Below are 22,913 nucleotides of genomic sequence, written 5' to 3' on the forward strand. Positions count from 1 at the left end.
GTGTGGGCACCGCCAGCCTGCAAGCACCTGTCCGTGGTGAATGGCAACCGAACCGGCTTGGTAACCGCCAGGCTTTATCCCAGAAATAAAATAATGTGGCAGCCCCGCGGCAACCCGATATATGACAAAACAAGCAGAGACGTTCGATTACTCCCAGCCCGGCGGCAGATTGTCGCTGCGTCAGGCATTCCTGATTGCCGTCGTGCTCGGCCTGCTGTTTCCCGCCCTGCTGATCAGCTTCCTCAGTTTCAACCTGCAGCGCGACAAGATGGAGACGCAACTGGCCGTCGACCAGAACCGGCTGCTGGAAATCGTGGCGCTGGGGATGCAGGAGCCGCTGTGGAACCTCAGCCGTCAGGCCGGTGCACCGCTGGTATCGTCGGTGATGGACGATGAACGCATCATTTCGGTCCGCGTTTCCGATACCCAGTCCAATACCATCTTCCTGTCCGCGCTGCGCAGCGAACGCCGTATCGGCGGCGTGGCCTTCGTGCAGAAACCGGTGGTCTATCGCGGCGAGGAAATCGGCCAGGTCAACATCGAGTTCGACACCGAGCATCTGGGCATCGCCCAGAAAAACCAGCTGAAAGACCTGCTGCTGATCGTGGTGGCGCAGCTGTTGCTGTCCATCGTGCTGATCATGAGCATCCTCAACTCGCGCTTCCTGACGCCGATCCGGCAGCTGTCGGAGCAGGCCACGCAGTTGGCCGCACTGAAGCTGGAGCAGCCGTTCCTGTGGGGACGCCAGGACGAGATCGGCACCGTCGGCAAGCACCTGGAGTGGATGCGTGCCGAGTTGAAGCGGCTGATCGACGAGCTGAAGACCAAGACGCTGGCGCTGGAGGCGGACATCGAACGCCGCCGCGAGGTGGAAGACGCGCTGCGCCGCTCCGAAAACAAGTACCGCGAGTTGTTCTGGTCCAATCTGGACGGTATCGTGATCAGCTCGCTGGAAGGACAGGTGCTTGATGCCAACCCGGCCTTTCTCAGCCTGATCGGCTACAGCCTCGACCAGCTCAAGCTGCAGAACTTCTGGCAGGTGGTGTCCGACAACAGCGAGACGGTGGAGCGCTACAACCTCGACAACAAGGTGATGCGCTTCGGCTTCTGCGACGAGTTCGAGGTCGAGTACATCAACCGCCTCGGCAGCGCCATCCCGGTCAGCGTCAAGACGGTGGCGATGCGCGATGCCGATGGCCGCATCACCGCGGTGTGGCGCATGGTGCGCGACATCTCCGAGCGCCGTGCGGCGGAAGAGCGCATGCAGCTGGCGGCCAAGGTGTTCGAGAACACTGCCGAGGGCATCATGATCACCGATGCCCAGGTCTGCATCCGCAGCGTCAACCGTGCCTTTACCGAGATTACCGGCTTCAGCCAGGATGAAGTGCTGGGCCAGCTGCCGACGGTGCTCAGCTCCGGTCGCCACAACAAGGAGTTCTACGACACTCTGTGGGCGGTGCTCAACGAGCAGGGGCAGTGGCAGGGCGAGGTATGGAACCGCCGCAAGAACGGCGAAGTGTATCCGGAATGGCTGGCGATCAATGCCGTCAGGAGTCCGGCCGGTGAAGTGACGCATTACGTGGCGATTTTCAGCGACCAGTCGGAGCGCAAGGCCGCCGACGAGCGCATCCAGTTCCTCGCCCACTTCGACGTGCTCACCGGCCTGCCCAACCGGGGCCACCTGCAGGACCGTGCGCTGCTGGCGATCCAGAACGCCTCCCACGACAACGGCAAGCTTGGCGTACTGCTGCTCGACCTCGACCGCTTCAAGACCATCAACGAATCGCTGGGCCACGCCGCCGGCGACATCCTGCTGAAGATCGCTTCCGAGCGCATCCGCCGCGTGCTGGGGGCCGGGGAGGTGGTGGCACGGCAGGGCGGTGACGAGTTCCTGGTGCTGCTGCCGCTGATCAACGATGCCGCCGACGCGGTGCATGTGGCGGAGCGCATCCTCGCCGAATTCGCCGCGCCGATCGACGTCTACAGCCACTCGCTGGCGATCACCGCCAGTATCGGCATCAGCCTGTTCCCGGACGATGGCCGCGATTTCGACACCCTGGTGCGCAATGCCGACGCGGCGATGTATCACGCCAAGTCCAGCGGCCGCAACAACTACAAGTTCTACACCGCCGACCTCAACGCCCGTGCACGCGAGATCCTGGCCATCGAAAGCCAGCTGCGCCATGCTGTCGACCGCCGCGAGTTCGTGCTGCATTACCAGCCGCAGGTGGAGATGTGCAGCGGCAACATCATCGGTGCCGAGGCGCTGATCCGTTGGAACCACCCGACGCTGGGACTGCTGGGGCCGGTGCATTTCATCGACGTCGCCGAGGAACGCGGCCATATCGTGCAGATCGGCAACTGGGTGATCCGCGAAGCCTGCCGCCAGATCGCGGAATGGCATGCCAAGGGTCTGCCGTTGATGACGGTGGGGGTCAACCTGTCGGCGCTGCAGTTCCGGCACCAGGATCTGGTCGGCCTGCTGCGCGATGCGCTGGCCGAGTACCGTTTGCCGGGCAGCTGCCTCGACGTGGAAGTGACCGAGAGCGTGATCATGGATGACATGGAATCGACGGTGCAGACCATTCATGCCATCCAGGCGATGGGCATCCGCATGTCGATCGACGACTTCGGCACCGGCTATTCCAGCCTTGCCTACCTCAAGCGCTTCAAGGCCGACAAGCTGAAGATCGACCGCTCTTTCGTGCGCGACATTCCGGGCGACCAGGACGACAGCGCGATTACCCGCGCCATCATCAACATGTCGAAAAACCTCAACATGCAGGTGGTGGCGGAAGGGGTGGAAACGGTGGAGCAGTGGCAGTTCCTGGCACAGGAAGGCTGCCACCAGGTGCAGGGCTACCTGCTGTCCAGGCCGCTATCGGCCGAGGCGGTGGAACCGCTGCTGCGGCAGAGATGCCTGTTGCCGCAACTGGAGTAAACGGCGACGGTTTGCCCCGTTTCGCCGTCACGCCACGGGTCTGTCCTGTGGCGTTTTTTGCGGCCGCTTGTTGCGGCGCAGCTTGCCGGCGCTGACGGGCAGGAGTAGCCTGAAGTCCGGTCGTGCATGGGTACGACCCGTTGCCAAGCCCTGGAGAAACTGCCCGATGAAGCGCAATGCTTGCCCGCTGCGGGCTGCCGCCCTGTCCGGCTGCCTGACGGAACACTGGTATACCCTCGACATCGTACTCGCCTGCGACTTCCCACGCGCCTGATGCCTGCCGCAGCCGTCCGGCTGCCCCTGCTTTCCCTTTTCTACAATTGAATTGACGCCTGTGGCCACCGTTGCCACGCCTCTGCCTGTGCGCTTTGCGCCCGGCAGCACGCCGGCGTGCGCCTGAAGGTTGGCCGCAAGGCAAGGAGCATCAACATGGCACGACGCATTCCCGAACCGTTCCGCATCAAGATGGTAGAGCCGATCAGGCAGACCACCCCCGAATACCGCCGCGAGGCGCTGGAAGCTGCCGGCTGGAACCCGTTCCTGCTGCGTGGCGAGGATGTCTACATCGATCTCTTGACCGACAGCGGCACCGGCGCCATGTCCGACCGGCAGTGGGCCGGCATCATGACCGGCGACGAGGCCTATGCCGGCAGCCGCAACTACTACCAGCTGGCCGATACCGTAAAAGAGGTGTTCGGCTACCGGCACACGCTGCCGACCCACCAGGGCCGTGGTGCCGAGCAGATCCTGTTTCCGGAGCTGGTCAAGCGCTGCCAGGGGACGCAGCCGGTGTTCCTGTCCAACTACCACTTCGACACCACCAAGGCCCACGTCGAGATCGCCGGCGCCCGCGCCATCAACGTGCTGACGCCGCAGGCGCTGGATACCACCACGCCGTATGACTGGAAGGGTGATTTCGACCTGCCAGGGTTGGCCGCAACCATCGCGGAAGTCGGTGCGGCCAACGTTGCCGGCCTGATCATCACCGTCACCTGCAACAGCGCTGGCGGCCAGCCGGTGAGCATGCAGTCGATACGCGAATCGGCCGCGCTCGCACGCCGCCACGGCATCCCGGTGATCATCGACGCTGCACGCTTTGCCGAGAATGCCTGGTTCATCCAGCAGCGCGACCCGGACTACGCCGGCGTGCCGGTGCCGGCTATCGTGCGCGAGATGTTCGGCCACGGTGACATGTTCACCATGTCGGCCAAGAAGGATGCGCTGGTCAACATCGGCGGCCTGTGCTGCTTCAAAGACGATGAAGACCTGTTCCGCAGCGTACAGGTGCGCTGCGTGGCGATGGAGGGCTTCATCACCTACGGCGGCCTCGCCGGCCGCGACATGGCGGCGCTGGCCATCGGCCTGCGGGAAGGCATGGATGAGGGCTATCTCGCCTACCGCATCGGCCAGGTCGCCTACCTGGGTGAAAGGTTGGCCGCAGGCGGCATCCCGATCCAGACCCCTACCGGCGGCCATGCGGTGTTCGTGGATGCGAGGAAGCTGCTGCCGCACCTCCCGGCGGCGCAATTCCCGGCACATGCGCTGGCCTGCGAGCTGTACCTGGAGGGCGGCATCCGCGGTGTGGAAATCGGCTCGCTGCTGCTGGGGCGCAATCCGGTTACCGGTGAACAGGAGCCGTCGCCGTTCGAGCTGTTGCGGCTGACCATCCCGCGCCGCGTGTATACCAATGACCACATGGACTACATTGCCGACTGCCTGATCGACATCAGACAGCGCGCCGCCGGCATCAGCGGTCTGGCTTTTGACTACGAGCCGCCGCTGCTGCGCCACTTTACCGCGCGCCTGATGCCGGTTTAAACCGGCATCACCGCAAACGGACGAGCATGGCACCCGTTATGGGGTGCGGCTTGTCCGTTTTTTCCGGCGGGTAATGCGGCAAGACAACTGGAATCTTTTTGTGGCAAAACAGTCTACCGGCCCTGGGTCTGTTGACCCTGGGCTTGAATAACTGAAGCCGATGCCCGTGCGGGGCCGCTCCGGCACCGTTGCGGCATTGTCTGCCAAGAGGAGAGTAAATGTCCCGTCTGATTGCCTTGTTGCTGCTGTGCGGCACGCCGTTGCTGGCTCATGCCGCAGCACTGGATGGCGCCAGCCTGAGCCTGCTGTGGGGTGTCCCGTTCGCCGGCATTCTGCTGTCGATTGCCTTGTTTCCTGTCGTGGCGCCGGAGTTCTGGCACCATCACTTCGGCAAGATCACCGCCGGCTGGACCGTGTTGTTCCTGTTGCCCTTTACGCTGGGCTTTGGTGGCGCCACTGCGGCCGGGCTGGTGGTACACGCGATGCTGGCCGAGTTCATCCCTTTCGTGGTGCTGCTGTTTGCACTGTACACGGTGTCCGGCGGCATTCTGGTGGCGGGCAACCTGCACGGCTCGCCGGTGCTGAATACCGGCCTGCTGGCGCTCGGAACGGTGCTGGCCTCGGTCATGGGGACCACCGGGGCGGCGATGCTGCTGATCCGGCCGCTGATCAAGGCCAACGACAACCGTCGCCACAACATTCACGTAATAGTCTTTTTCATCTTTCTGGTGGCGAATATCGGCGGCGGCCTGACGCCGCTGGGCGACCCGCCGCTGTTCCTCGGCTTTCTGAAGGGCGTCAGTTTCGGCTGGACCCTGCAGGCGATGGCACTGCCGGTATTGCTGATGGCGGTGGCCTTGCTGCTGGTTTTTTATGCGATCGACAGCTACCTGTTCCAGAAAGAAGGTGTGCTGCCCCGTGACCGGACGCCGGATTCACCAGTCCGGATCAGCGGCCTGCAGAACCTGCCGCTGCTGGCGGCGGTGATCGGCGCGGTGCTGCTGTCCGGTATCTGGAAGCCGGACGTGGTGTTCGACATCATGGGCACGCCGGTGGCGCTGCAGAACCTGGTGCGCGACCTGCTGCTGCTGGGTATCGCTGGGCTGTCGCTGTGGCTGACGCCGAAAGCCATCCGCGAGGGCAACGAGTTCAACTGGGACCCGATGCTGGAAGTGGGCAAGCTGTTCGCCGGCATCTTCATTACCATCGGGCCGGTGCTGGCGGTGTTGCAGGCCGGTGAGCAGGGGGCGCTGGCTGCCCTGGTACGGCTGGTGACCACGCCGCAAGGCACACCGGACAATGTGATGTATTTCTGGCTGACCGGTATCCTGTCCAGTTTTCTTGATAACGCGCCGACCTATCTGGTGTTCTTCAATCTGGCGTCGGGCGATGCGGCCACGCTGATGGGGCCGCTGGCGCCGACGCTGCTGGCGATCTCGATGGGCGCCGTGTTCATGGGCGCGTGCACCTATATCGGCAATGCGCCGAACTTCATGGTCAAGGCCATCGCCCAGCAGCGCGGCATCGCGATGCCCGGCTTCTTCGGCTACATGGCCTGGTCGTTCGGCATCCTGCTGCCGCTGTTCCTGCTGCTGCCGCTGATCATGCTATAAGCCCTTGGCTGCCGGCATCCGGGCTGCCCGTTGTGGCAGCCTTTTTTGCCTGAAATCCGGTATCCTTGCCGCTTTCCCGAATTTCTCGCGCCTTACCATCATGCATATCCACATTCTCGGTATCTGCGGCACCTTCATGGGCGGCATCGCCGCCATCGCCCAGGCCGCCGGCCACAAGGTCACCGGCTGCGATGCCAACGTCTACCCGCCGATGAGCACCCAGCTGCAGGCCATGGGCATCGAGCTGCTGCAGGGCTTTGGCGCGGAACAGGCGGATATCGGCGCCGACGTGTTCGTGATCGGCAATGTGGTGACGCGCGGCAAGCCGCTGATGGAAGAGATCATGAACCGTGGCCTGCCGTACATCTCCGGCCCGCAGTGGCTAGCCGAGAACGTGCTGCACGACAAGTGGGTGCTGGCGGTGGCCGGTACCCACGGCAAGACCACCACCAGTTCGATGCTGGCGTGGATACTGCAGGATGCCGGGCTGGAGCCGGGCTTCCTGATCGGCGGCATCCCGGAAAACTTCGGCATCTCCGCGCGGCTGCCGGGCGCGCCGCGCCAGGATGCGGCCAGCGTGAGCCCGTTCTTCGTGATCGAGGCCGACGAGTACGACACCGCCTTCTTCGACAAGCGCAGCAAGTTCGTGCACTACCACCCGCGCACCGCGGTGCTGAATAATCTGGAGTTCGACCACGCCGACATCTTTGCCGATCTGGCCGCCATCGAAACCCAGTTCCACCACCTGGTGCGCACCGTGCCGGGCAATGGCCTGATCGTCGCCAATGGCCGTGAGCAGAGCCTGCAGCGCGTGCTGGAACGCGGCTGCTGGACGCCGGTAGAGGCGTTCGGCAGCGCTGCCGGCTGGCAGGCGGGCGCGGCGGCGGCCGACGGCAGCTTCGACGTGCTGCTGCATGGCGAGCTGCTGGGCCGCGTGCAGTGGGAGGTGCCGGGCGAACACAACCGCCTGAATGCGGTGGCCGCCATCGCCGCCGCGCGCCATGTCGGCATCACGCCGGCGGTAGCCATCGACGCGCTGTCGCGCTTCAAGAGCGTGAAGCGACGCATGGAAGTGAAAGGCACCGTGCGCGGCGTCACCGTGTACGACGACTTCGCCCATCACCCCACCGCCATCACCACCACCATTGCCGGCCTGCGCCACAAGGTTGGCCGCAAGCAGCGCATCCTGGCGGTGCTGGAGCCGCGCTCCAACACCATGAAGCTGGGCACCATGAAGGCGGCGCTGCCGGACGCGCTGGATGGCGCCGACGAGGTGTTCTGCTACGGCGCGGCCAACCTGGGCTGGAGCGTGGCCGAGGCGCTCTTGCCGCTGGGCGCCAAGGCGCAGTGTTTCGATGATATCGACGCGCTGGTGGCCGCCATCGTGGCCGAGGCGCGCGACGGCGACCAGGTGCTGGTAATGAGCAACGGCGGCTTCGGCGGCATCCACGGCAAGCTGCTGGGCGCGCTGGCGGGTTAAGACACCTTGCCGGTGCAATAACGCCAGACCGCGGTCTGGCGTTTTTTATGGCGTGATGCTTTCCACGCAATTGCGGCCATTGGCCTTGGCACGGTACAGCGCCTTGTCGGCCAGTTTCAGCAGTTCGGACAGGTCGTGTGCGTGGCCGTTGCGGCTGGCGACGACGCCGGCGGAGAAGGTGAGCTGCAATGGCTGGCCGTCGGCGTGGAAGCATTGCGCGGCGATGCCGTTGCGCAGCGCATCGACAATGGCGTGCGCCTCGCCCAGCGAGGTGTCCGGCAGCAATAGCGCAAACTCCTCGCCGCCCATGCGTCCGGCCATCGCGCTGTCCGGCAGCGCCGTGCGCAGGTTGCCGGCGAAGTGTTGCAGCGCGGCATCGCCGGCGGCATGGCCGTAACGATCGTTGATGTTCTTGAAGTGGTCGAGGTCGATCACTGCCACGGCGACGGTGTCGTCGGCCAGCCGCGCACGCTCCAGCGCCTTGCCGGCGAAAGACAGGAAGTGGCGGCGATTGGCCAGCCCGGTAAGGTCGTCCAGCGTGGCGCGCTGGTACAGCTCGTGCTGGGTGGCCTGCAGCTGCGCCAGTGCGCGTTCGGTGGCCTGCTTTTCGTCCTGCAGCCGCTGGGCGTGGGCGATGCGCTCGGTGATGTCGATCAGGCTGACGGCAATGGCGTGGCGCTCGCGGAATTGCAGGTAACGCATCGAGGTCATGCTCCAGCAGACCTTGTGGTTGTGATTGTTGAGCTGTGCCTCGCGGTCGGTGACGATCTGCTGTTCCTGCAGCACCGCCAGCAGCTCCTCGCAGCGCTGCGGATTGTGGAACAGCGCCGGCAGCGTCTGCCGCTGCAGCATCTGCCGCGACATGCCCAGCATGCGCGCGGCGGCATCATTACTGGTGAGGATGGACAGCTCGCCGGCATCGACGATCAGCACGCCGACCTGCACCGTTTCGATCAGCGTCTGCTGGTCGTGCTGCTCGTCGATCAGGGTGTGCATCTTTTCGCGCAGGCTGCTGTTGGTCAGCGCCAGCAGCTGCTGCGCATGATTGAACTGGCTGCTGCTGCGCTCGACATGCAGCAGGATCTGGCTGATGCGCCACATCAGCAGCAACAGCAGACTACTGAGCACCAGTGCGACGCCGAGCAGGCTCAGCGCGAACAGGTTGAAGCTGCGGATGATCTGGCTGCTGCGGTAGTTGGCTGCCAGCAGCAGCGGTACCTCGTCGAGGTAGGCGGTGGCGACCTGGGTCAGGTTGTGGCCGTTGAAGCCCATGTTGCCGTTGCTGGCCAGCACGCTGCCGTTGATGTCGAGTACGGCATAGGCGGGGTGATCCACCAGTTGTTCCGGATCCAGCAGTTCGCCCACACGCAGGAAACCGGTGAGGGCGCGCGGGCAGTGTGCCTGTTCGCACAGCGGCAGCACCATTTGCAGCAGCTCGCTGTGGCCGGGTCGTTTGTCGATCACGGGTAGCGGCAGCAAGGTCAGCGCCGGGTGCACCGCCGGACTTTGCAGCCATTGCCGCACTTGTTGTACCGCCGCTTCCTCAAGCTGCTGCGGCTGCCCGCGCAGCTGCTGTTGCTGGCGGGCGTCCACCAGCCACAGGCTGCCGCCCTGCAGCGGGAACAGCCAGGTGGCATCGCGGGCCAGGCTGGGCTGGTCGTTGGCGAACAGCTGCAGCTCCTTGTACAGGTTGCGCAGCCGGTCATCCATCGCCGTACTGGACAGGCGCAGCCATTCCGCCTGCTGCGTCTGTTGCTGGGCGCTGAGCAGCGACTGGCGCTGGCGCAGGCCCTCGATCACGCCACCCCACATCACCGCCAGCACCAAGAGGGCCAGCACCCACGACAGGCGCAGCAGGCGGCGGGCGCGCTGCGCTTCCGGTGCCTGCTGTTCCGGCGGCAGGGTCGGCGTCATGCCTTGCCCTTGCCGATGTGCTGGCGATGCTGCTGGAATACCCAGCGCTCCCAGCGACGGGTGTCGTTGTCGTGGTGCAAGGGCTGCAGCCGGGCCAGGTGCCGGTGGCCGTCGGGCCGTGCCTCACTGGCTGCGATGGTTACAAACAGATACAGCGGGTAGCCGGACGGCGCGTGCGGATGCAGCTGCAGCAGGCCGCTGTCGCCGGCGCTGGCGGGCTGTTCGTCCTGCCATATCACCGCCTCCAGCCCGATGCGGCAGGGGTGTGGCGGCGGCAGTTGCGGGTAGCGCGCCAGCAGGCCCAGTTCCAGCACGAAGTCGAGCTTGGCTTCCAGCCGTTGCAGCAGCGGGCTGCCGTCGCTGTCCTGGTCTTGCGGTGCGGCGAGCACCGCCAGCGCAAGGCCGGTTTCCAGCTGCGCGGCGGCGCGGGTGGCCGCGTCCGGCGCCGGGTGGAAGCGCAGCGGGAAACAGCTGTCAAAGCTGACGGTGTCGAGTTCAGGCAGTGGCATACAAGGTTGGCCGCAGGCTACAGGAACAGGTGGCGGATGCCATCCAGTCCGACATGGTTGAGGGTGTAGCGGGCCTGGGCGCGCACCACCGGCTTGGCGTGGGTGGCGACGCCGACACCGGCTTCGGCCAGCATCAGCAGATCGTTGGCGCCATCGCCTACTGCGATCACCTGGTCGGCGCGCAGGCCCAGCGCCTCGCGCTGCGCGATCAGCAGGCGGCGCTTGGCCTCGCCGTCCACGATGTTACCCAGCACGCGGCCGGTGAGCTTGCCGTCGACGATTTCCAGCCGGTTGGCGTGGCAGTAGTCGAGGTCCAGCTCCGCCTTCAACCGTTCGGTGAAGTAGGTGAAGCCGCCGGAGACCAGCATGAATTTCACGCCGTGCTCACGGCAGGCGGCCAGCAGCTCGCGGGCGCCGGGCATCAGCTGCAGGCGTTCATCGTAGACGCTGGCCAGTGCCGCTTCCGGCAGCCCGGCCAGCAGCGCGACGCGCGCCTTCAGCGATTCGCTGAAGTCCAGCTCACCGCGCATCGAGCGTTCGGTAATGGCCGCCACCTGCGGCTTCAGACCCTGCATGTCGGCGATCTCGTCGATGCACTCGATGGTGATCAGCGTCGAATCCATGTCCGAGACCAGCAGCCCGAAATCGGCAAAGCGGCGCGCGCCGTCGACATAGTTGGCATCCACGCTCAGGCGTTCGGCGCGCGCCAGCACCAGCTCGCGGCGGGCGGGATCGACACCGTCCAGACGCACAACGTTGGCCGCAACGCTGCGGCTGTCACCGGCGCCGGACAGGGCGGCCAGCTCGGTGAGGCGGGCTTGGTCGAGGGTGGGGGCTTGTAATACCAGGGTCTGTGGCGTGCTCATGCGTAGGCAGGGATCAAGAGTGAACAGTGCCGACGATTATGCCATGTCACAGCCGGTACTGGCGCCTGATCAGTGCGTCCAGCGACAGCCGGCCGGGGCCGCAGGCCAGCAGCGTGAACAGCATCAGCCCCCACTGGTAGTGGAAGTCCAGTGCGGTACCCTCCAGCGCCGGATAGCTGATCACCGCCACCGCGTTGAGCACGAACAGGCCGAGTGCGGCGAAGCGGCCGGCCAGCCCCAGTGCCAGCAGCACCGGCAGCAGCAGTTCGCCGCCGGTGCCCAGCCATGCGGCCAACGTTGGCGGCAGCAGCGGCACCGCGTACTCCTCTTGGAACAGGAACAGGGTGGTGTTCCAGTCCTCGATCTTGGTCAGTCCGGATTTGAAGAATACCCACGCCAGCCACAGGCGCAGCGCCAGCAGGGCGAGGTCTTGCAGGGGTGGCGCCAGCGGCGTGATCACACGGCTGGACTGGCGCAGCAGGCAGGCGATGGGCGAGTTCATGGCGGGTTTCCTTGTGCTTGGGCAAACCAGCCGTGTTGCAGGCCGGTCAGCAGGGTGTCCTGCAAGGCGAAATCTGGTGCGGCCGCCAGCGCGGCGGCGGCGGCCTCGTCCAGCGTGGTGCCCTGTTGCAGGTGGTGCAGGAATGCGGCCGGCGCGTCGTCGACGGGGCGCAGCTGCATCTGGCCGTGCTCGCGCCACAGCAGCAGGTTTTCCGCCTGCGCCAGCGTGAACGGCTGCTTTGTGGCGGCTGGCTGGTGGTAGGTGTGGATGGCCGACAGCGCCCACGGCGAGCGCAGCAGGCTCAGCGAGGCATCCAGCGGCAGGCGCAGCGCACCCCATTGCGCGGGCGACAGCGCGGCGAGGGTGGCAACCTCCAGGCGGGCGCTGTCGGGGGCGTAATAGCCGCGATGCAGCGCCCACTCCATGCGCGCCACGTCCGGCAGGTAGGGCCATTCGGCAGCGGGGGCAAAACCGGCGATGAAGCCGGCGAAGCCGGCGCCGTAGCGGTGCAGGTTGCCGCTGTGCGACGGCGTGGCGCGCACGAACTCGCGGCTCAGCGCGCCGAAGAACTCCGCGCCCAGCAACTGCTGCACGATGGGATAGACGATGGCGAGCATCTCCATCAGCCCGACACGGTAGTTGTTGCGGTACACCGCCAGTGCATGGGCCGGCAGCGTGGCGTGCTCCTGCCACTGCGGCGCGGTGATGGCATTCAGCAGCTCGTGCTGCCAGCGGGTGGCATCATTCATCGCGCGCTCCCTGGCCGGCGGTGTCGAGTATGCGCTGTGCGGTGGCGGCTTCCGCCAGCAGCGTGTCCAGCGGCGGAATGTCGCTGTCCCACTCGATCAGGGTTGGTCGCGGCCCGAAGCGGGCGATCACCTCGCGGTACAGCTGCCATACCGCCGGGTAGACCGGCCGGCTGTGGGTGTCGACCAGCAGGCGGCTGCCGTCGTCGAAACGGCGTTCGCTGTAGCCGGCGAGGTGGATCTCGCCGATGGCGGCTGCCGGCAGCGCGTCGAGGAAGGCACCGACATCCAGCCCCAGGTTGATGCGGTTGACGTACAGGTTGTTGACGTCGAGCAGGATGCCGCAGCCGGTGCGCTGCACCAGCTCGGCGAGAAACTCGCCCTCGTGCAGCTCATTGCCGGGGTAGGCGAGGTAGCTGGACAGGTTTTCCAGCAGCAGCGGGCGGCCGATGGCGTCCTGCACTTCGGCAACGTTGGCCGCAACCTGCGCCAGCATGGCACGGGTGTAAGGGATCGGCAGCAGGTCGTTGGTGAAGCGGTAGTCGGCGTCGTGGTTGAACGACAGGTGCTCGGACACTGCCGCCGCCGGCACCTGCGCCAGCAGCCGCTGCAGCGAGGTCAGGTGCTGCGGATCGGGGCGCGCGGCGGAGCCCAGACCGAGGCCGACGCCGTGCAGCGACAGCGGATAGCTTGCGGCCAACCTTTGCAGCATCGCCAGCGGCTGGCCGCCGTCAAAGAAGTTCTCGCTGTGCAGCTCGATCCAGCCCAGCGCGGGCAGGGTGTCCAGCACCTGGCGGTAGTGTGGCTGGCGCAGGCCGATGCCGGCGCAGGCAGGAAGCGGGATGGTCATGAACGGCTTTCGCAAAAAACGGCGGGGCAGCCGCCCCGCCCGGTGCAGTAACTTATTTGCTGCCCGGCTGCAGCATGCCGCCCATCTGGACGCAGCTGCCGGTGGCGACGTATTTCCACTCGCCCGGGTCCTTGTCGATCTTGGCCTGGCCGGCGCAGCTATGGCCGTTGCCGGCGCAGTCGTTCTTGCCGGCAACGGCAATGCCGTAGCATTTCTCCTTGCTGGCGGCGACGGCCGGGGCCGCTACGCTCATGGCAATGACAGCGGTAAGGGCGGAAGCAAGCAGGGTGCTGGATGCGGACATGGTGTTTCTCCTGAATGGTTGGGGGGCGGTCATGAAATGCGCGATGCCGCGCATTACCGCCCTTAGTCGCCTGTGGCGGCGATTCATTACAGCCTGCCCGAAAAATTCCGGACAGGGCGAATACGGGTAGGCCGGCACTCGCTACGTTGGCCGCAGGGCGCAAAAAAAACCGCGCCGTGTGGCGCGGGTAGCAGGGTGTGGCCTTGCCCGCCGTCAGCCGGCGGGCAGCGTCAGATCACTCCCACTCGATGGTTGCCGGCGGCTTGCCCGAGACATCGTAGACAACGCGGTTGAGGCCGCGGACTTCGTTGATGATGCGGTTGGACGCGCGGCCGAGCAGGCTGTACGGCAGCTCTGCCCAGTGTGCGGTCATGAAGTCGCTGGTCACCACCGCGCGCAGTGCGCACACGTAGTCGTAGGTGCGGCCGTCGCCCATCACGCCCACCGATTTGACCGGCAGGAATACGGCGAAGGCCTGGCTGGTCAGCTCGTACCAGTTCTTGCCGGTCTTCTCGTCGACGGTGTTGCGCAGTTCCTCGATGAAGATCGCGTCGGCGCGGCGTAGCAGGTCGGCGTATTCCATTTTCACTTCGCCCAGGATGCGCACGCCCAGGCCCGGGCCCGGGAACGGGTGACGGTACACCATGTCGTGCGGCAGACCCAGCGCTACGCCCAGCTGGCGGACTTCGTCCTTGAACAGGTCGCGCAGCGGCTCCAAGAGCTTCAGGTTCATGTCGTCCGGCAGGCCGCCGACGTTGTGGTGGCTCTTGATCGCGTGCGCCTTGCCGGTCTTGGCGCCGGCGGACTCGATCACGTCCGGGTAGATGGTGCCCTGCGCCAGCCACTTGGCGTTGACCAGTTTGCCGGATTCACGCTGGAACACCTCGACGAACTCGGCGCCGATGATCTTGCGCTTCTTCTCCGGGTCGGACTCGCCGGCGAGCTTGCCCATGAACTGTTCGCTGGCATCGACCTGGATCACCTTCACGCCCAGGTTCTGCGCGAACATCTCCATTACCATCTTGCCTTCGTTCAGGCGCAGCAGGCCGTGGTCGACGAACACGCAGGTCAGCTGGTCGCCGATGGCGCGGTGGATCAGCGCGGCGGCAACGGAGGAGTCCACGCCGCCGGACAGGCCGAGGATGACTTCCTCGTCACCGACCTGCTCGCGGATCTTCTGTACCGCTTCCTCGATGTAGTTCGGCATGGTCCAGGACGGCTTGGCGCCGGCCACGTGCAGCACGAAGCGGTGCAGCATCTCGGTGCCGCGCTTGGTGTGGGTCACTTCCGGGTGGAACTGCACCGCGTAGAAGCCGCGGTCCTCGTCGGCCATGGCAGCGATCGGGCAGGACGGGGTCTCGGCGATGACGTTGAAGCCGGCCGGCAGCGCGGTCACCTTGTCGCCGTGGCTCATCCACACGTCGAGGAAGCCGTTGCCGGCGTCGTCGATGCGGTCCTGCAGGCCTTCCAGGATCTTGGAGTGGTGGCGGGCCTGGATTTCGGCGTAGCCGAATTCGCGGGTGTCGCCGGCCTCGACCTTGCCACCCAGGCTTTGCGCCATGAACTGCATGCCGTAGCAGATGCCCAGCACCGGCAGGCCGAGCGAGAAGATGGCAGGATCAGCCTGGTAGTCGGATTCGTACACCGAGTTCGGGCCGCCGGACAGGATGATGGCTTTCGGGGCGAAGGCCTGGATGTCGGCCAGTGGCATGTCGAACGGGTGCAGCTCGCAGTAGACGTGCGCTTCGCGTACGCGGCGGGCGATCAGCTGGGAAACCTGGGAGCCGAAATCGAGGATGAGGATTTTGTCCATGACTGTCCTTGAATGTAAAAGACTGGCCGGGTTACCAGTCGGATTGGAATGCGTGTGTTCGGGGCCGGGCCTGCTGCCGGCCGGCACTATTGCTTCCGGCGCCGCTCCGGGATGCGGTCGCTGCGCGCGATCAGCATCAGGATGCCAAGCAGGATCATGCCCAGCGCCAGGCTGTGGCTCAGGCGCAGCCTGCTGGTGTCAAACAGGTAGATGGCCGCACCGGTATAGATCAGCATCGGGTTGGTCACAATGCTGGACTTGGTGATGCCGTCGATCAGCAGCAGGCCGGCGCCGGCGCTGGCCAGCAGGATGGCCAGCAGCGTGGTGGTGTCCGGCAGCAGCGCGGTGCTTTTCAGCAGCCACAGGGCGCCGAGAATGATGAGGATGAAGGCCTGGGTGGCACTGGGTTTCATGACTCAGCCCTTGTCGCGCATCAGGCGCTGCTTCTCGCGCGCCCATTCGCGTTCCTTTTCCGACTGGCGCTTGTCGTGCTGCTTCTTGCCCTTGGCGAGGCCGATGTCGACCTTGATGTTGCCTTTGCTGTAGTGCAGGTTCAGCGCCACGATGGTGTAGCCGGCGCGCTCGACCTTGCCGATCAGGCGGCTGATCTGCTCCTGCTTCAGCAGCAGCTTGCGGTCGCGGATCGGATCGGGCTTGATGTGGGTCGACGCGGATTGCAGTGCGGTAATATGGCAGCCGACAAGGTAGAATGCGCCGTTGCGGTAAATGACGTAGCTTTCTTTCAGCTGCACGCGACCGGCGCGGATGGCCTTGACCTCCCAGCCTTCCAGTACCAGGCCGGCCTCGATGTTTTCTTCGATGAAGTAGTCGTGAAACGCTTTGCGGTTGTCGATGATGCTCATGGCGGCGTGGCGGAAAGACGAAGCAGTAAACCCGGTATTCTACCAGAACAAAGCGCATCGCCAAAGTATCGAAAATTCATGGGCTTGCTGCGGCCAACCTTGTGTTGCCGCCGCGCCGGCCTTTTACGGACTCCCACACAGTTTTCATCATGCAAGTTGTCGAGAAAAATGTCCTGGTCGCCCACACCCCGGAGCAGATGTTCCGCCTGGTGGACGACGTAGCGCACTACCCGCGCTTTTTACCGTGGTGCAGCAAGGGGGAGGAGCACTCCCGCGACGGCGACCAGCTGGTCGCCAGCCTGCATATCGACTACCTCAAGGTGCGGCAGCACTTCACCACCCGCAATGTGAACGAGCCGTACAGCAGCATCCTGATGGAGCTGGTGGACGGGCCGTTCAAGCACCTGCAGGGGCGCTGGTACTTCCTGCCGCTGGGCGATGTCGGCTGCAAGGTGGAGTTCCGCCTCAGCTACGAGTTCTCCAGCAAAATCCTGGAGAAGCTGATCGGGCCGGTGTTCGGCCACATCTCCGGCACGCTGGTCGATGCCTTCATCAAGGAAGCCGACAAGGTGTACGGCGATGACTGACAGGCTGCAGCTGGAGGTTGCCTACGCGCGGCCGGAGCGGCAGTTGATCGTCAAGCTGTCGCTGCCGGCCGGTACCACCGCGCGCGCGGCGGTGCTACAGTCCGGCATCGCCGGCGAGTTTCCGGACATCGACCTTGAGCGCTTGCAACTGGGTGTGTTCGGCAGGGCGGTGCCGGCGGAGCACATGCTGCGCGACCGCGATCGTGTGGAAATCTACCGCCCGCTGCAGGCCGATCCGAAGGAGGTGCGCCGCCGCCGGGCCGAGGCCGGCAAGGCGCAGTAGCCGGATGCACGGCTGTCGGTGCTTGCGGCCAACCTTGAACACGCCAGCGACTTGCCGCTGGCGTTGTCGTTTGTCGTTTGTCGGCATTTCCGATGGCGCAGGTGTCGGCGGCGTAAAAGCAAACCGCCCGCAACAAGGTTGCAGGCGGTCTGGTTGCCCCGCGCACGAGCACTGCGGGCAGTGTCAGGCGGGGCTGTTTGACGCAGACGGCAGGGTCGAGGTGCCGTAAAGTCGAACGCTTAGTGGAACTGTTCTTCTTCGGTGGAGCCGGTCAGCGCGGTCACCGAGGACTTGCCGCCCTGGATCACGGTGGTGATGTCGTCGAAGTAGCCGGTGCCGACTTCCTGCTGGTGCGACACGAAGGTGTAGCCGCGGTCGCGGGCTGCGAATTCCGGCTCCTGCACCTTCTCCACGTAGGCGGACATGCCGCGTGCCACGTAGTCTTGTGCCAGATCGAACATGTTGTACCACATGGAGTGGATGCCGGCCAAAGTGATGAACTGGTACTTGTAGCCCATGGCGCCCAGCTCGCGCTGGAACTTGGCGATGGTGGCATCGTCCAGGTTTTTCTTCCAGTTGAACGACGGCGAGCAGTTGTAGGCCAGCAGTTTGCCTGGATGCTTGGCGTGCACGGCTTCGGCGAAGCGGCGGGCAAACTCCAGATCCGGGGTGCCGGTCTCGCACCATACCAGGTCAGCGTAGTCGGCGTAAGCCACGGCGCGGCTGATGGCTTGCTCCAGACCTTTTTTGGTCTTGTAGAAGCCTTCGGCGGTGCGCTCGCCAGTCAGGAACGGCTTGTCGTTCTCGTCGTAATCGCTGGTCAGCAGGTCGGCGGCCTCGGCGTCGGTACGGGCGATCACCAAGGTCGGCACGCCGTAAACGTCGGCAGCCATACGCGCGGCGATCAGTTTCTGTACCGCTTCCTGGGTCGGAACCAGTACCTTGCCGCCCATGTGGCCGCATTTTTTCACGGAAGCCAGTTGGTCTTCGAAGTGCACGCCACCGGCGCCGGCGCGGATCATCGCCTTCATCAGTTCGTAGGCGTTCAGTACGCCGCCGAAACCGGCTTCCGCATCGGCCACGATCGGTGCGTAGTAGTCAACGAAACCGGCATCGCCTTGTTCCACGCCCTTGGAGTGCTGGATTTCATCGGCACGGGTGAAGGCGTTGTTGATGCGCTCGACCACCTTCGGCACCGAGTCAACAGGATACAGCGACTGGTCCGGGTACATGGCGGAGTATTCGTTGTTGTCGGCGGCAACCTGCCAGCCGGACAGGTAGATCGCCTTGATGCCGGCTTTCACCTGCTGCATCGCCTGACCGCCGGTCAGTGCGCCCAGACAGTTGATGTACGGCTCGTTGTTCACCAGATTCCACAGCTTCTCGGCACCGTTGCGGGCCAGGGTGTGCTCTACCTGTACGGAGCCGCGCAGGCGCTCAACGTCAGCAGCGGTGTAGCCACGTTTGATGCCTTTCCAGCGCGGGTTGGTATCCCAGTCGTGCTGGATGGCGGCGATGCGTTGTTCGCGAGTAGTCATGGTAAACCCTTCACTTGATAGTTTCGTTTTGCCGGATAAACCGGCGCTCCCAGTTTCTCTTGCTGCAGGCCGGTGATGCCGGTCTTTGGTGCGTTGCTAACCCGCCTGTTCTGGTGGCGGGCCTGACTGCCGGAAACCGCCCCGGATCCAGTGCTGGCGGGCCGTGCAGTAGCGCTGTTGTGGAATCATTTAAGCATAAAAAAATTGCGTTGTGTGCACTGCAGCACAAAAAAATCCTTTGTTTTCAAAAGCTAACAAAGGTGCACGAAAATGAATCTCGACCGGGCGCCGATCCTGATCGTTAACGAAAATAAAAGTAACTAAATGACCATTTACTTATTGTGGAGAAGACCTTGAAAACATGAGGCTTGCCCCTATTTAGCTGAGGTCTTTGTGAATTCAGCCAAACGGAAGCGATCATGCAGGAAAATCAAAATCCCCAAGCAGAAGAAGTGCTTGAACAAGTTGCCAGCCCGGCCGAAGGCGCCGTTGTCAGTGATGCGGAGCGTGTCGCACAACTGGAAGTTGAACTAGCAGAAATGAAAGAGCAGTTTTTGCGCGCCAAGGCCGAAACTGAAAACCAGCGTCGCCGTGGCGTGGAAGAAGTGGCCAAGGCACAAAAGTTTGCCATCGAAAAATTCGCCTCCGAACTCATCGCGGTCAAGGACAGTCTGGAAATGGCGCTTCTGGACCAGTCCGGCCAGTTCGAAAATCTCAAGTTTGGCGTCGACCTGACGCTGAAGCAGCTGCTGGCCGCCTTCGAGAAGGGCCAGATCAGCGAAATCAATCCGCTGGGCGAGAAGCTGGACCCGCATCGCCACCAGGCAATCAGCACCGAAGAGTCCGATGCCGAGCCGAATTCGGTGGTGCGCGTGATGCAAAAAGGGTATCTGATCGCCGATCGCGTGCTGCGTCCGGCAATGGTGGTGGTCGCCAAGGCCAAGAGCTGAGATTGCGACGACTAACCCTCTTGAAAACGCGGAAATAGCCAATATCTGGCAAGACAACCCCCCGGCGCACCACCGGCTGCGACGGGCAAGCAAACAGATTAAATCGAGATCAAATCGAAAGGATTCAGCACTATGGGCAAAATTATCGGTATTGACCTGGGCACCACCAACTCCTGCGTGGCCGTTGTCGAGAACGGCAACCCGCTGGTGATCGAGAACGCCGAAGGCGCGCGCACCACCCCGTCCATCATTGCCTACATGGAAGACGGCGAGATCCTGGTCGGCGCCCCGGCCAAGCGTCAGGCGGTGACTAACCCGAAAAACACGCTATACGCGGTGAAGCGCCTGATCGGTCGTCGTTTCGAAGACAAGGAAGTGCAGAAAGACATCGACCTGATGCCTTTCCAGATCAAGAAGGCCGGTAACGGTGATGCGTGGGTTCAGGTGCGCGACAAGGAAATGGCACCGCCACAAATCTCCGCCGAAGTGCTGCGCAAGATGAAAAAGGCCGCCGAAGACTACCTGGGCGAAGAAGTGACCGAAGCAGTCATCACCGTGCCGGCCTACTTCAACGACAGCCAGCGTCAGGCCACCAAGGACGCCGGCCGCATCGCCGGTCTGGACGTGAAGCGCATCATCAACGAACCGACCGCTGCCGCGCTGGCCTTTGGCTTGGCCAAGCAGGAAGGCGACCGCAAGATTGCCGTCTATGACCTTGGCGGCGGTACCTTCGACGTGTCCATCATCGAAATCGCCGATGTTGACGGCGAGCACCAGTTCGAAGTGCTGTCCACCAACGGTGATACCTTCCTGGGCGGCGAAGACTTCGACCAGCGCGTGATCGACTACATCGTGACCGAGTTCAAGAAAGACCAGGGCGTCGATCTGAAGAACGACGTGATGGCCCTGCAGCGCCTGAAGGAAGCCGCAGAAAAGGCCAAGATCGAGCTGTCGTCCGCGACCCAGACCGAAGTGAACCTGCCGTACATCACCATGGACGCCACCGGCCCGAAACACCTGGCGATGAAGATCACCCGCGCCAAGTTCGAAAGCCTGGTCGACGACCTGGTACAGCGCTCCATCGAGCCGTGCAAGGTGGCGCTGAAAGACGCTGGCGTATCGCTGGCCGACATCACCGACGTGATCCTGGTTGGCGGTCAGACCCGTATGCCGAAAGTACAGGAAGCGGTGAAGGCCTTCTTCGGCAAGGAGCCACGCCGTGACGTGAACCCGGACGAAGCCGTGGCCGTGGGCGCCGCGATCCAGGGGTCGGTGCTGTCCGGCGATCGCAAGGACGTGCTGCTGCTGGACGTAACCCCGCTGTCGCTGGGTATCGAAACCATGGGCGGCATCATGACCAAGCTGATCCAGAAAAACACCACCATCCCGACCAAGGCGTCGCAGGTGTTCTCCACCGCCGAAGACAACCAGACCGCGGTGACCATCCACGTGCTGCAGGGCGAGCGCGAGAAGGCTTCCGCCAACAAGTCGCTGGGCCAGTTCAACCTGGGTGACATTCCAGCCGCCGCCCGTGGCGTGCCGCAGATCGAGGTTGAGTTCAACATCGACGCCAACGGCATCCTGCACGTGTCCGCCAAGGACAAGGCCACCGGCAAGCAGGCCAACATCACCATCCAGGCCTCCAGCGGCCTGTCGGAAGACGAAATCCAGCAAATGGTGCGCGACGCCGAGCTGAATGCGGAAGAAGACAAGAAGCTGCACGAGCTGGTGCAGGCCCGCAACCAGGGTGAAGGCCTGATCCACAGTGTGAAGAAATCGCTGACCGAGCACGGCGACAAGATCTCCGCCGACGAAAAGACCGCGATCGAAGCCGCACTGAAAGAGGCGGAAGAAGTGGTCAAGGGCGACGACAAGGACGCTATCGACGCCAAGATCGAAGAGCTGATGAAGGCATCGCACAAACTGGCCGAGCAGATGTATGCGGCGCAGGGTGCGGAAGGTGCCGCCACCACCGACGCGGGCGCCGGCAAGCAGGACGACGGCAACGTGGTCGATGCCGAGTTCGAAGAAGTGAAGAAAGACAAGTAATCGGCTGACGGTCGACAAGGCACAGGGCTCGCGTGCGGGCGCTGTGCTTTTTCATTGGTAAAACTTGCGGCCAACCTTTGACGGTTGGGCGCACTGGTGAGACAGCATGGCTAAAAAGGACTTTTACGAGGTACTGGGCGTCAATCGCGATGCGTCGGATGACGACATCAAGAAGGCCTATCGCAAGCTGGCGATGAAGTACCACCCGGACCGTAATCCGGACAGCAAGGACGCCGAAGAAAAGTTCAAGGAAATCAAGGCCGCGTATGAAATCCTGTCCGACGGCCAGAAGCGTGCCGCCTACGACCAGTATGGCCACGCCGGGGTAGATCCGCAGGCCGGCATGGGTGGCGGCGGTGCCGGCTTTGGCGGCTTCGATTTCGGCGACATCTTCAGCGACATCTTCGGCGGCCAGCGCGGCGGCGGTGGTGGCCGTTCCAATGTGTATCGTGGCTCCGACCTGCGCTACAACATGGAAATCACGCTGGAAGAGGCGGCGCGCGGCTGCGAGAAGCAGATCCGCATCCCGTCGCACGAAAACTGCGATGTGTGCCACGGTTCCGGTGCCAAGCCGGGCACCCAGCCCAAGACCTGCGCCACCTGCGGCGGTCATGGCCAGGTGCGCATGAGCCAGGGCTTCTTCTCCATCCAGCAGACCTGCCCGACCTGCCACGGCAGCGGCAAGCAGATCACCGATCCGTGCCACAAGTGCCACGGCGCGGGCCAGGTGAAGACACACAAGACGCTGAACGTGAAGATCCCGGCCGGCGTGGACGAGGGCGACCGCATCCGCTTGTCCGGCGAGGGCGAACCGGGGCAGAACGGCGGCCCGGCCGGCGACCTGTTCGTGGTCACCCACATCAAGAAGCACAGCGTGTTCGAGCGCGACGGCATGGATCTGCATTGCGAAATGCCGATCAGCTTCGCCACCGCGGCGCTGGGCGGCGAGGTGGAAATCCCGACCCTGGACGGCATGGTCAAGGTCAAGATCGCGGCGGAAACGCAAAGCGGCAAGGTCTACCGCGTGCGCGGCAAGGGCGTGAAATCGGTGCGCGGCCATGACGTCGGCGACCTGATGTGCCATGTCATCGTCGAAACGCCGGTCAGCCTCACCGAGCGGCAGAAGGAATTGCTGCGTGAATTCGAGGCCATCAGCCAGGGCGATGTCGCAACGCACAATCCGCGTGCCAACTCGTTCATGGACAAGCTGAAAGACTTTTTTGGCTGATTAGGGGCTGTTGACGTTTTGAAGCGAGGACGTGAAGGAAGGGGTGCAAACCTGCAAAA

Annotated in this window: 20 protein-coding genes; 9 read left to right on the forward strand and 11 right to left on the reverse strand. The window is 64.0% G+C overall.

Annotation, left to right across the window (positions count from 1 at the left end):
* The first annotated feature begins 121 nt into the window (after nt 1–121).
* The 4 genes from IE083_RS08850 (at nt 122) to mpl (ending at nt 7,852) form a co-directional block, all read left to right on the forward strand.
* A complete protein-coding gene (locus IE083_RS08850) occupies nt 122–2,941 on the forward strand; it encodes an EAL domain-containing protein (RefSeq protein WP_189353243.1) in 2,820 nt (939 codons plus the stop codon).
* 429 nt (nt 2,942–3,370) lie between these two features.
* Entirely contained in the window at nt 3,371–4,759 is a 1,389-nt protein-coding gene (locus IE083_RS08855) for a tryptophanase (protein ID WP_189353244.1), read from the forward strand.
* 218 nt (nt 4,760–4,977) lie between these two features.
* Nucleotides 4,978–6,372 (forward strand): sodium:proton antiporter, encoded by a 1,395-nt coding sequence (locus tag IE083_RS08860; RefSeq protein ID WP_189353245.1) that lies wholly within the window; start codon nt 4,978–4,980, stop codon nt 6,370–6,372.
* A 100-nt stretch (nt 6,373–6,472) separates the two neighbouring features.
* A complete protein-coding gene (gene mpl / locus IE083_RS08865; RefSeq protein ID WP_189353246.1) occupies nt 6,473–7,852 on the forward strand; it encodes a UDP-N-acetylmuramate:L-alanyl-gamma-D-glutamyl-meso-diaminopimelate ligase in 1,380 nt (459 codons plus the stop codon).
* A 45-nt stretch (nt 7,853–7,897) separates the two neighbouring features.
* On the opposite strand, the gene IE083_RS08870 is transcribed toward mpl, so the two are convergent.
* From IE083_RS08870 to smpB, 10 genes are all read right to left on the reverse strand, one after another.
* Nucleotides 7,898–9,766, reverse strand: coding sequence for a sensor domain-containing diguanylate cyclase (locus IE083_RS08870; protein WP_189353247.1), 1,869 nt, complete (start codon nt 9,764–9,766; stop codon nt 7,898–7,900).
* A complete protein-coding gene (locus tag IE083_RS08875) occupies nt 9,763–10,275 on the reverse strand; it encodes a PilZ domain-containing protein (protein WP_189353248.1) in 513 nt (170 codons plus the stop codon). Before IE083_RS08875 ends, IE083_RS08870 begins: the two co-directional genes overlap by 4 nt.
* Before the next feature lie 17 nt (nt 10,276–10,292).
* On the reverse strand, nt 10,293–11,141 hold the full coding sequence (serB, locus tag IE083_RS08880) for a phosphoserine phosphatase SerB (protein WP_189353249.1): 849 nt from the start codon (nt 11,139–11,141) through the stop codon (nt 10,293–10,295).
* 46 nt (nt 11,142–11,187) lie between these two features.
* Nucleotides 11,188–11,643, reverse strand: coding sequence for a DoxX family protein (locus IE083_RS08885; protein WP_189353250.1), 456 nt, complete (start codon nt 11,641–11,643; stop codon nt 11,188–11,190).
* A complete protein-coding gene (locus IE083_RS08890) occupies nt 11,640–12,392 on the reverse strand; it encodes an HvfC/BufC family peptide modification chaperone (protein ID WP_189353251.1) in 753 nt (250 codons plus the stop codon). The genes IE083_RS08885 and IE083_RS08890 overlap by 4 nt, the downstream gene beginning before the upstream one ends.
* Nucleotides 12,385–13,239, reverse strand: a complete 855-nt coding sequence (gene bufB / locus IE083_RS08895; RefSeq protein WP_189353252.1) for an MNIO family bufferin maturase — start codon at nt 13,237–13,239, stop codon at nt 12,385–12,387. The genes IE083_RS08890 and bufB overlap by 8 nt, the downstream gene beginning before the upstream one ends.
* A 52-nt stretch (nt 13,240–13,291) precedes the next feature.
* Complete coding sequence (locus IE083_RS08900; protein ID WP_189353253.1) at nt 13,292–13,543, reverse strand: BufA1 family periplasmic bufferin-type metallophore; 252 nt, start codon at nt 13,541–13,543, stop codon at nt 13,292–13,294.
* Between the two features lie 235 nt (nt 13,544–13,778).
* Nucleotides 13,779–15,356, reverse strand: coding sequence for a glutamine-hydrolyzing GMP synthase (guaA, locus tag IE083_RS08905; RefSeq protein ID WP_189353254.1), 1,578 nt, complete (start codon nt 15,354–15,356; stop codon nt 13,779–13,781).
* An 86-nt stretch (nt 15,357–15,442) separates the two neighbouring features.
* Nucleotides 15,443–15,769 (reverse strand): hypothetical protein, encoded by a 327-nt coding sequence (locus tag IE083_RS08910; RefSeq protein WP_189353255.1) that lies wholly within the window; start codon nt 15,767–15,769, stop codon nt 15,443–15,445.
* A gap of 3 nt (nt 15,770–15,772) precedes the next feature.
* The gene (gene smpB, locus IE083_RS08915; protein ID WP_047965770.1) at nt 15,773–16,219 is read right to left on the reverse strand and encodes an SsrA-binding protein SmpB; all 447 of its coding nucleotides are present in this window, start codon (nt 16,217–16,219) and stop codon (nt 15,773–15,775) included.
* 149 nt (nt 16,220–16,368) lie between these two features.
* Between smpB and IE083_RS08920 the strand changes: the two genes are divergently transcribed.
* Both IE083_RS08920 and IE083_RS08925 read left to right on the forward strand, forming a co-directional pair.
* Nucleotides 16,369–16,806, forward strand: coding sequence for a type II toxin-antitoxin system RatA family toxin (locus IE083_RS08920; protein ID WP_189353256.1), 438 nt, complete (start codon nt 16,369–16,371; stop codon nt 16,804–16,806).
* Entirely contained in the window at nt 16,799–17,089 is a 291-nt protein-coding gene (locus tag IE083_RS08925) for an RnfH family protein (RefSeq protein ID WP_189353257.1), read from the forward strand. Before IE083_RS08920 ends, IE083_RS08925 begins: the two co-directional genes overlap by 8 nt.
* A 239-nt stretch (nt 17,090–17,328) precedes the next feature.
* Here the strand turns inward: IE083_RS08925 and aceA are convergent, their stop codons facing one another.
* Complete coding sequence (aceA, locus tag IE083_RS08930; protein ID WP_189353258.1) at nt 17,329–18,627, reverse strand: isocitrate lyase; 1,299 nt, start codon at nt 18,625–18,627, stop codon at nt 17,329–17,331.
* Nucleotides 18,628–19,046: 419 nt separating this feature from the next.
* Here aceA and grpE point away from each other — a divergent pair, with 419 nt between their 5' ends.
* The 3 genes from grpE to dnaJ all read left to right on the forward strand — a co-directional run bounded on the left by grpE (nt 19,047) and on the right by dnaJ (nt 22,854).
* Nucleotides 19,047–19,577 (forward strand): nucleotide exchange factor GrpE, encoded by a 531-nt coding sequence (grpE, locus tag IE083_RS08935; protein ID WP_189353259.1) that lies wholly within the window; start codon nt 19,047–19,049, stop codon nt 19,575–19,577.
* Between the two features lie 132 nt (nt 19,578–19,709).
* Nucleotides 19,710–21,626, forward strand: a complete 1,917-nt coding sequence (gene dnaK / locus IE083_RS08940; RefSeq protein ID WP_189353260.1) for a molecular chaperone DnaK — start codon at nt 19,710–19,712, stop codon at nt 21,624–21,626.
* 106 nt (nt 21,627–21,732) lie between these two features.
* Nucleotides 21,733–22,854, forward strand: a complete 1,122-nt coding sequence (gene dnaJ / locus IE083_RS08945) for a molecular chaperone DnaJ (protein ID WP_189353261.1) — start codon at nt 21,733–21,735, stop codon at nt 22,852–22,854.
* Nucleotides 22,855–22,913 lie beyond the last annotated feature (59 nt).

It is taken from the genome of Vogesella fluminis, assembly GCF_014652335.1.
In the GTDB taxonomy this organism is placed as follows: domain Bacteria; phylum Pseudomonadota; class Gammaproteobacteria; order Burkholderiales; family Chromobacteriaceae; genus Vogesella; species Vogesella fluminis.

What these genes read in the sequence shown, in the direction of transcription:
- IE083_RS08890 (WP_189353251.1), bottom strand. Translation starts at nt 12,392, where the DNA reads ATGAATGATGCCACCCGCTGGCAGCACGAGCTGCTGAATGCCATCACC.
- bufB (WP_189353252.1), bottom strand. Translation starts at nt 13,239, where the DNA reads ATGACCATCCCGCTTCCTGCCTGCGCCGGCATCGGCCTGCGCCAGCCA.
- IE083_RS08855 (WP_189353244.1), top strand. Translation starts at nt 3,371, where the DNA reads ATGGCACGACGCATTCCCGAACCGTTCCGCATCAAGATGGTAGAGCCG.
- IE083_RS08860 (WP_189353245.1), top strand. Translation starts at nt 4,978, where the DNA reads ATGTCCCGTCTGATTGCCTTGTTGCTGCTGTGCGGCACGCCGTTGCTG.
- dnaJ (WP_189353261.1), top strand. Translation starts at nt 21,733, where the DNA reads ATGGCTAAAAAGGACTTTTACGAGGTACTGGGCGTCAATCGCGATGCG.
- guaA (WP_189353254.1), bottom strand. Translation starts at nt 15,356, where the DNA reads ATGGACAAAATCCTCATCCTCGATTTCGGCTCCCAGGTTTCCCAGCTG.
- serB (WP_189353249.1), bottom strand. Translation starts at nt 11,141, where the DNA reads ATGAGCACGCCACAGACCCTGGTATTACAAGCCCCCACCCTCGACCAA.
- IE083_RS08885 (WP_189353250.1), bottom strand. Translation starts at nt 11,643, where the DNA reads ATGAACTCGCCCATCGCCTGCCTGCTGCGCCAGTCCAGCCGTGTGATC.
- IE083_RS08870 (WP_189353247.1), bottom strand. Translation starts at nt 9,766, where the DNA reads ATGACGCCGACCCTGCCGCCGGAACAGCAGGCACCGGAAGCGCAGCGC.
- dnaK (WP_189353260.1), top strand. Translation starts at nt 19,710, where the DNA reads ATGGGCAAAATTATCGGTATTGACCTGGGCACCACCAACTCCTGCGTG.
- IE083_RS08925 (WP_189353257.1), top strand. Translation starts at nt 16,799, where the DNA reads ATGACTGACAGGCTGCAGCTGGAGGTTGCCTACGCGCGGCCGGAGCGG.
- aceA (WP_189353258.1), bottom strand. Translation starts at nt 18,627, where the DNA reads ATGACTACTCGCGAACAACGCATCGCCGCCATCCAGCACGACTGGGAT.
- IE083_RS08920 (WP_189353256.1), top strand. Translation starts at nt 16,369, where the DNA reads ATGCAAGTTGTCGAGAAAAATGTCCTGGTCGCCCACACCCCGGAGCAG.
- grpE (WP_189353259.1), top strand. Translation starts at nt 19,047, where the DNA reads ATGCAGGAAAATCAAAATCCCCAAGCAGAAGAAGTGCTTGAACAAGTT.
- IE083_RS08875 (WP_189353248.1), bottom strand. Translation starts at nt 10,275, where the DNA reads ATGCCACTGCCTGAACTCGACACCGTCAGCTTTGACAGCTGTTTCCCG.
- IE083_RS08850 (WP_189353243.1), top strand. Translation starts at nt 122, where the DNA reads ATGACAAAACAAGCAGAGACGTTCGATTACTCCCAGCCCGGCGGCAGA.
- smpB (WP_047965770.1), bottom strand. Translation starts at nt 16,219, where the DNA reads ATGAGCATCATCGACAACCGCAAAGCGTTTCACGACTACTTCATCGAA.
- IE083_RS08900 (WP_189353253.1), bottom strand. Translation starts at nt 13,543, where the DNA reads ATGTCCGCATCCAGCACCCTGCTTGCTTCCGCCCTTACCGCTGTCATT.
- mpl (WP_189353246.1), top strand. Translation starts at nt 6,473, where the DNA reads ATGCATATCCACATTCTCGGTATCTGCGGCACCTTCATGGGCGGCATC.
- IE083_RS08910 (WP_189353255.1), bottom strand. Translation starts at nt 15,769, where the DNA reads ATGAAACCCAGTGCCACCCAGGCCTTCATCCTCATCATTCTCGGCGCC.